We start from the raw sequence: 5,618 nt of genomic DNA on the forward strand, positions 1-5,618 counted from the left end.
GGCGTGCACCCGCACCACGCGGTGGAATACACCGAGGAATGCGATGCCGAGATGCGCGCGCTGCACGCGCATCCGGAAGTGGTGGCGGTGGGGGAGTGCGGGCTGGACTACTTCCGTGACTTCTCGCCGCTGTCCGACCAGCACCGCGAGATGATGGATGCGGTGCTGACCGGCGACCCCGAACGCGCGCGCGCCGCCGCGCATGCCCACCTCGAGTTCGTGCACACCACGCTGCGCACCCTCGATGACAACGAAGCCCGGCGTGCGCGGGCCTCGCGCCTGCCTTCCCCCCACGGTTGACCCCATGATCATCTCCGCCTCCACCGATTACCGTGCTGCTGCCGAACGCCGGCTGCCGCCGTTCCTGTTCCACTACATCGATGGCGGCGCGTATGCCGAGCACACGCTGAAGCGCAACGTTTCCGACCTGTCCGACATCGCGCTGCGCCAGCGCATCCTGTGCAACATGTCCGACCTGAGCCTGGAAACCGAGCTGTTCGGCGAAAAACTGGCGATGCCGGTGGCGCTGGCGCCGGTCGGCCTGACCGGAATGTATGCGCGGCGCGGCGAGGTACAGGCGGCGCGCGCGGCCGACAGCCGCGGCATCCCGTTCACCCTGTCCACGGTGTCGGTGTGCCCGATCGAGGAAGTGGCACCGGCCATCCAGCGGCCGATGTGGTTCCAGCTGTACGTGCTGCGCGACCGTGGCTTCATGCGCAACGCGCTGGAGCGGGCGCAGGCCGCCGGCGTGACCACGCTGGTGTTCACCGTGGACATGCCGGTGCCGGGCGCGCGCTACCGCGATGCACACTCGGGCATGAGCGGCCCGAATGCCTCGCTGCGCCGTATCGGCCAGGCCATCACCCATCCGCACTGGGCGTGGGACGTGGGCCTGTTCGGCCGCCCGCATGACCTGGGCAACATCTCCACCTACCGCGGCAACCCGACCGGGCTGGAGGATTACATCGGTTGGCTGGGCAGCAACTTCGATCCCTCCATTTCGTGGAAGGACCTGGAGTGGATCCGCGAATTCTGGAAGGGCCCGATGGTGATCAAGGGCATCCTCGACCCGGATGACGCGCGTGATGCGGTGAAGTTCGGTGCCGATGGCATCGTGGTCTCCAATCACGGTGGCCGCCAGCTGGACGGCGTGCTGTCCACCGCACGTGCGTTGCCGGCCATCGCCGATGCGGTGCAGGGCGACCTGAAGATCCTCGCCGATTCGGGCATCCGCACTGGCCTGGACGTGGTGCGCATGCTGGCGCTGGGGGCCGATACCGTGCTGCTGGGCCGCGCCTTCATCTATGCGCTGGCCGCGCACGGCGAGGCCGGCGTGGCCAACCTGCTGGACCTGATCGCCAAGGAAATGCGCGTGGCGATGACCCTGACCGGTGCGCGCCGCATCGCCGACATCGGCCGCGACTCGCTGGTCAGCCTGCCATGAGCGGGCACGACGCCGTGCTGGCACAGTTGCGCGATGCGGTCGGCAATCGCCATGTAATGACCGGCGACAAGGCTACGCGCCGCTTCCGCCGCGGCTACCGTTTCGGCGATGGCCCAGTGCTGGCGGTGGTGCGCCCGGGGACGCTGCTGGAACTGTGGCGCGTGCTGCAGGCAGCGGTGCAGGGCGGCGCGGCGATCATCCTGCAGGCGGCCAACACCGGCCTGACCGGCGGCTCGACCCCGGACGGTGATGACTATGGCCGGCCGATCGTGCTGGTCAACACGCTGCGCCTGACCGGCATCCAGTTGTTGAACGAAGGCCGCCAGGTGCTGTGCCTGCCCGGTGCCACGCTGGACCGCCTGGAGCAGACGCTGGCCCCGCTGGGTCGCGAACCGCATTCGGTGATCGGCTCGTCCTGCATCGGTGCCTCGGTGCTGGGCGGCATCTGCAACAACTCCGGTGGCGCGCTGGTGCGACGTGGCCCGGCCTACACCGAGCTGGCGCTGTATGCGCAGGTCGATGCGCAGGGCCAGTTGCAGCTGGTCAACCATCTGGGCATCGCGCTGGGTGATACGCCCGAGCAGATCCTGCAGCGCCTGCAGGCCGGTGACTACACGGCCGCCGACGTGGGCGATGGCGACGGCCGTGCGGCTTCCGATCCACGCTATGCCGAGGAAGTACGCAAAGTCGATGCCGATACTCCCGCACGCTTCAATGCGGATCCCAGCCGCCACTTCGAGGCAGCGGGATCTGCCGGCAAGCTGGCAGTGTTCGCGGTGCGCCTGGACACCTTCGAGAAGGAGGCTGCCGAGGTCTTCTATATCGGCAGCAATCGCACCGACAGCCTCACCGCGATCCGTCGCCAGCTGCTGACCGGCTTCGAGCGCCTGCCGATCGCGGGCGAGTACATTCACCGCGATGCCTATGACATCGGCGAGCGCTACGGCAAGGACAGCTTCCTGCTGATCGATCGCCTCGGTACCTCCCGTGTGCCCGCGGCGTTCGCATTGAAGAGCCGCGTCGATGGCTGGTTCGAACGGCTGGGCCTGCGCGGGGTGACCGACCGGGTGATGCAGGTGCTGACCGGCCTGCTGCCCTCGCACCTGCCAAAGCGCATGGGCGAGTTCCGGCAACGCTACGAGCATCACCTGTTGCTGAAGGTCTCTGCCCAGGACGCTGCGGAAACCGAGGCCTGGTTGCGCGGGTTCTTCGCCGGGCACGAAGGCGGCTATTTCCACTGCACGGCCGAGGAGGGACGCAAGGCGTTCCTGCATCGCTTCGCGGTGGCCGGTGCGGCAGTCCGCTATCGCGAAGTGCATCGTGAGCAGGTGCAGGACATCGTCGCGCTGGATATCGCATTGCGCCGCGACGATACGGATTGGTTCGAGCAGTTGCCGGCCGATATCGACGGCCGCCTGCTGCACAAGCTGTACTACGGCCACTTCCTGTGCCACGTGTTCCACCAGGACTACATCGCGCGCAAGGGCGAAGACCCGGTGGCGATCGAGCATGCGATGTGGGCGCTGCTGGACCAGCGTGGCGCCGAGTATCCGGCCGAGCACAACGTCGGCCACCTGTACCCGGCCAAGCCGGCGCTGGCAGGTTTCTACCGGCAGCTGGACCCGAGCAATACCTTCAACCCGGGTATTGGCCAGACGTCGAAGGCGAAGGGGTGGGGCAGCTGCGATTGCAGTGGGCATTGAGGACGGACAGGGCAGTCGAGCGTGGCTCGACGCTACAAGGGCGATGCCGGGCAGGTCCGCCGCCGTCCGGGTAACGGTTACCATCGGAATCCCAGCCACAGGAGCCGCCCATGCCTTCCATTCCCGTCCGCGCCGCCCTGTGCGCTGCATTGCTGGCGACCCCGCTGCTGGCGCTGGCGCAGTCTTCTATCCTGCCGCAGCAGCGCGATGCCGCCGGCAACGTGATGGAACCGCTGGGGCAGGTGCTGGAACAGGGCGGGCAGGGCGAAGTGCGCACGCAGTACTGCACGCTTGATCGTGTCTGGTGCGTGCGTGTGCAACCGGTGGCCGAGGACGGTGATCGGCCAACGACGCTGGAAGTCTCTGAACGGGTGGCCGGCGAAAGCGAAGCGCATACCTACCACGTCAGCATCGACGTGCCGCAGGAAAGCGAGCTGTCGCTGTGGCCGTGGATCGTGCGCCTGGCTTCGGGTATCGGCAGCGATCAGCCGGTGACCGACCGGCAGCAGCGCGCCCACCAGAATGTGCTGGTAGGCGGCATCGTCAAGTTCGGCACCATGTACTCCGGTGGAGGTGCCGACGCGTCCACGCTGCAGTTGGCACGCGTGCGCCACCTGCAGGACGACATCCAGGTGGACGACGACGTGCTGACGGTGCCATGGCTGGGCAATGCGATGATCCGTGCGTGTTTCAGCGAGCAGGACATGAAGCAGCGCGCAGGTGCCTGCCACGACGAATACGGGTTCTCGGCCAGGCTCGGGCTGGATCCGGTGGCCGAGGGCATGCCGGTGCTGCGCTACCAGACGGTGGCAACCCGCTTTCCGGCGGGCGTTTCGCGTTTCGAGGATTCGCTGGCCAAGGGCCCGCTGAAGAAGAAGGACCTGCGCACCGAGCAGGACCCTGTGTGCAGCTACACGCGGCTGTTCCGCTTCGGGGAGGGGATGTTCCACCCCGACCAGGCGCTGCCGGACTGCGCGGGGTATACCGAACCCTGAGCCCTGGAGAGCCGAGCCATGCTCGACTCGGGTTCTCGCGTGGCCCGACCGCAGAGCAGCCGAGCGTGGGCTCGGCTCTACAAAAACTGAGGCGGCGCTTACTCGCAACGGGTAGCGGTGATGATGTTGTCCTTGTCCACGTACACGCGCAGGCGATCCTGGCGGATGTCCTTCGTGGTGATGGTGCTGGGGCCGATCGGGTTGACCAGGCCGGCGCCGCTCTCGCTGGACAGGCGGCGGATGTTGGGTTCGTTGGCCGGCTGGCCGATTGCCCAGCCCAGCTGGCTGGCATCGCAGTGGCCGGTACCCTTGACCTGCGGGCCAGGGGTGCTGACGCAGGCCGACAGCAGCAGGGCCGACGCAGGCAGTAACAGGGACAGACGGAAGGCGGACATGCGAGCGCTCCTGCGCAGGGAAGATGGCGGAACGATAGCACCCGTCGCGCGAAAGGCGTCAGCACTCCGGTCATTGCCGGCACAGCGTGGTCATTGCATAGTGGGAGGGATGGCTGGCAGCACGCCAGCGGGCAGGCCGGGCCATTCCGGTGCAGGTGTTGGATACGCTATGACGGCAGGCAGTTTGCGCGACAAGCGCAGGGCGAGAAGAGTACTGGCAGTGTCGGTGCTGGGCGTGGCGTTTGCCGCCTCTGCCATCGAGCCGACGCCGGACGCCGCTGCGGAAGCGCCGGTGTTCGGTGCCTGGCGCAACCTGCAGACCGAGGCAGGCTACGCACCCGCCCAGCGCAACCTGGCGTTCGCGATGCTGCCGCAGGCCGCCACCCGCGGCGATCGATTCGCCATTGTCGATCGTGAGGGCAAGCGCGCGGTGTGCTGCCTGCAGGTGGCCAGCCCGTCGCTGGGCGTGGCCGCACTGCGCGAGCAATACCACCTGCCACAGGCCTGGGTGACCGACCTCAGCAATGGCCGCAGCCCGGCACGCCCCTACCTGCCGCACGTCTATGCGATGCAGCGCGTGGATGAACTGGCTGACTATGGTTTCACCGATGTGCCGGGGGCCTACAGCGACCTGGGGGGGCTGCTGATTCCCGAAGGTGCCGCGCTGGAGGCCGATGGCAGCGCCGTGTGCCTGGGTGATGACCGTTATCCCCTGCATTTCCAGCGCCAGCCGCACGCCGAAGATGATGGCGCACTGGACCGCTACACCCTGCAGGCGGGCGAGGGCGTGGCTCCGATCGTGGTTGAAGTGCCGTTCGGCACCTACTGATTGCAGCACCGCGCTGGCTAGAATGCAGTGCGGCGCCGCCTGCCGTGCCTGTTCCGTGAGTCGCCGCCGTGTCCCTGCGCTCGTTGCTGCTGTCGCCCCTGCTGCTGTTGTCCGCCTGTGCGAGCGCGCCGCCTCCGCCGCCCGTCCATTCCGATGCGCTGTGGCGCCTGATCGAGCGTGACTGCCAGGCAGCTGACGGCCCGCGCGGCAGCTGCCTGCGGGTGGAGCCGGCGGCCGGCCTCCGTGACGTGC

6 protein-coding genes and 1 pseudogene are annotated in these 5,618 nt (G+C 67.8%); 6 read left to right on the forward strand and 1 reads right to left on the reverse strand.

Going from position 1 to position 5,618, the window contains the following annotated elements; genetic code table 11:
* The 4 genes from ABGA94_RS16290 to ABGA94_RS16305 all read left to right on the forward strand — a co-directional run.
* Window positions 1-300: TatD family hydrolase (locus tag ABGA94_RS16290; protein WP_375367802.1), on the forward strand; the 300-nt coding region annotated here is incomplete at its 5' end.
* A gap of 4 nt (window positions 301-304) precedes the next feature.
* On the forward strand, window positions 305-1,444 hold the full coding sequence (gene lldD / locus ABGA94_RS16295; protein WP_375367803.1) for an FMN-dependent L-lactate dehydrogenase LldD: 1,140 nt from the start codon (window positions 305-307) through the stop codon (window positions 1,442-1,444).
* Window positions 1,441-3,147: a D-lactate dehydrogenase gene (dld, locus tag ABGA94_RS16300; RefSeq protein WP_329845622.1), complete on the forward strand. Its 1,707-nt coding sequence runs from the start codon at window positions 1,441-1,443 to the stop codon at window positions 3,145-3,147. Before lldD ends, dld begins: the two co-directional genes overlap by 4 nt.
* Window positions 3,148-3,257: 110 nt before the next feature.
* Entirely contained in the window at window positions 3,258-4,142 is an 885-nt protein-coding gene (locus ABGA94_RS16305) for a hypothetical protein (RefSeq protein ID WP_375367804.1), read from the forward strand.
* Window positions 4,143-4,240: 98 nt separating this feature from the next.
* On the opposite strand, the gene ABGA94_RS16310 is transcribed toward ABGA94_RS16305, so the two are convergent.
* Window positions 4,241-4,537, reverse strand: a complete 297-nt coding sequence (locus ABGA94_RS16310; protein WP_005417035.1) for a hypothetical protein — start codon at window positions 4,535-4,537, stop codon at window positions 4,241-4,243.
* A gap of 169 nt (window positions 4,538-4,706) precedes the next feature.
* Between ABGA94_RS16310 and ABGA94_RS16315 the strand changes: the two genes are divergently transcribed.
* Together ABGA94_RS16315 and ABGA94_RS16320 are read left to right on the forward strand one after the other, a co-directional pair.
* The gene (locus ABGA94_RS16315) at window positions 4,707-5,366 is read left to right on the forward strand and encodes a decarboxylase (protein WP_375367805.1); all 660 of its coding nucleotides are present in this window, start codon (window positions 4,707-4,709) and stop codon (window positions 5,364-5,366) included.
* Between the two features lie 68 nt (window positions 5,367-5,434).
* A pseudogene (locus ABGA94_RS16320) lies at window positions 5,435-5,618 on the forward strand (CDP-diacylglycerol diphosphatase); the annotation flags it as partial.

This window comes from Stenotrophomonas sp. 3diitr2024, assembly GCF_042136455.1.
GTDB lineage: Bacteria > Pseudomonadota > Gammaproteobacteria > Xanthomonadales > Xanthomonadaceae > Stenotrophomonas > Stenotrophomonas sepilia.

Coding starts and splice junctions, on each gene's coding strand:
- lldD (WP_375367803.1), top strand. CDS start 305: ATGATCATCTCCGCCTCCACCGATTACCGTGCTGCTGCCGAACGCCGG.
- dld (WP_329845622.1), top strand. CDS start 1,441: ATGAGCGGGCACGACGCCGTGCTGGCACAGTTGCGCGATGCGGTCGGC.
- ABGA94_RS16305 (WP_375367804.1), top strand. CDS start 3,258: ATGCCTTCCATTCCCGTCCGCGCCGCCCTGTGCGCTGCATTGCTGGCG.
- ABGA94_RS16310 (WP_005417035.1), bottom strand. CDS start 4,537: ATGTCCGCCTTCCGTCTGTCCCTGTTACTGCCTGCGTCGGCCCTGCTG.
- ABGA94_RS16315 (WP_375367805.1), top strand. CDS start 4,707: ATGACGGCAGGCAGTTTGCGCGACAAGCGCAGGGCGAGAAGAGTACTG.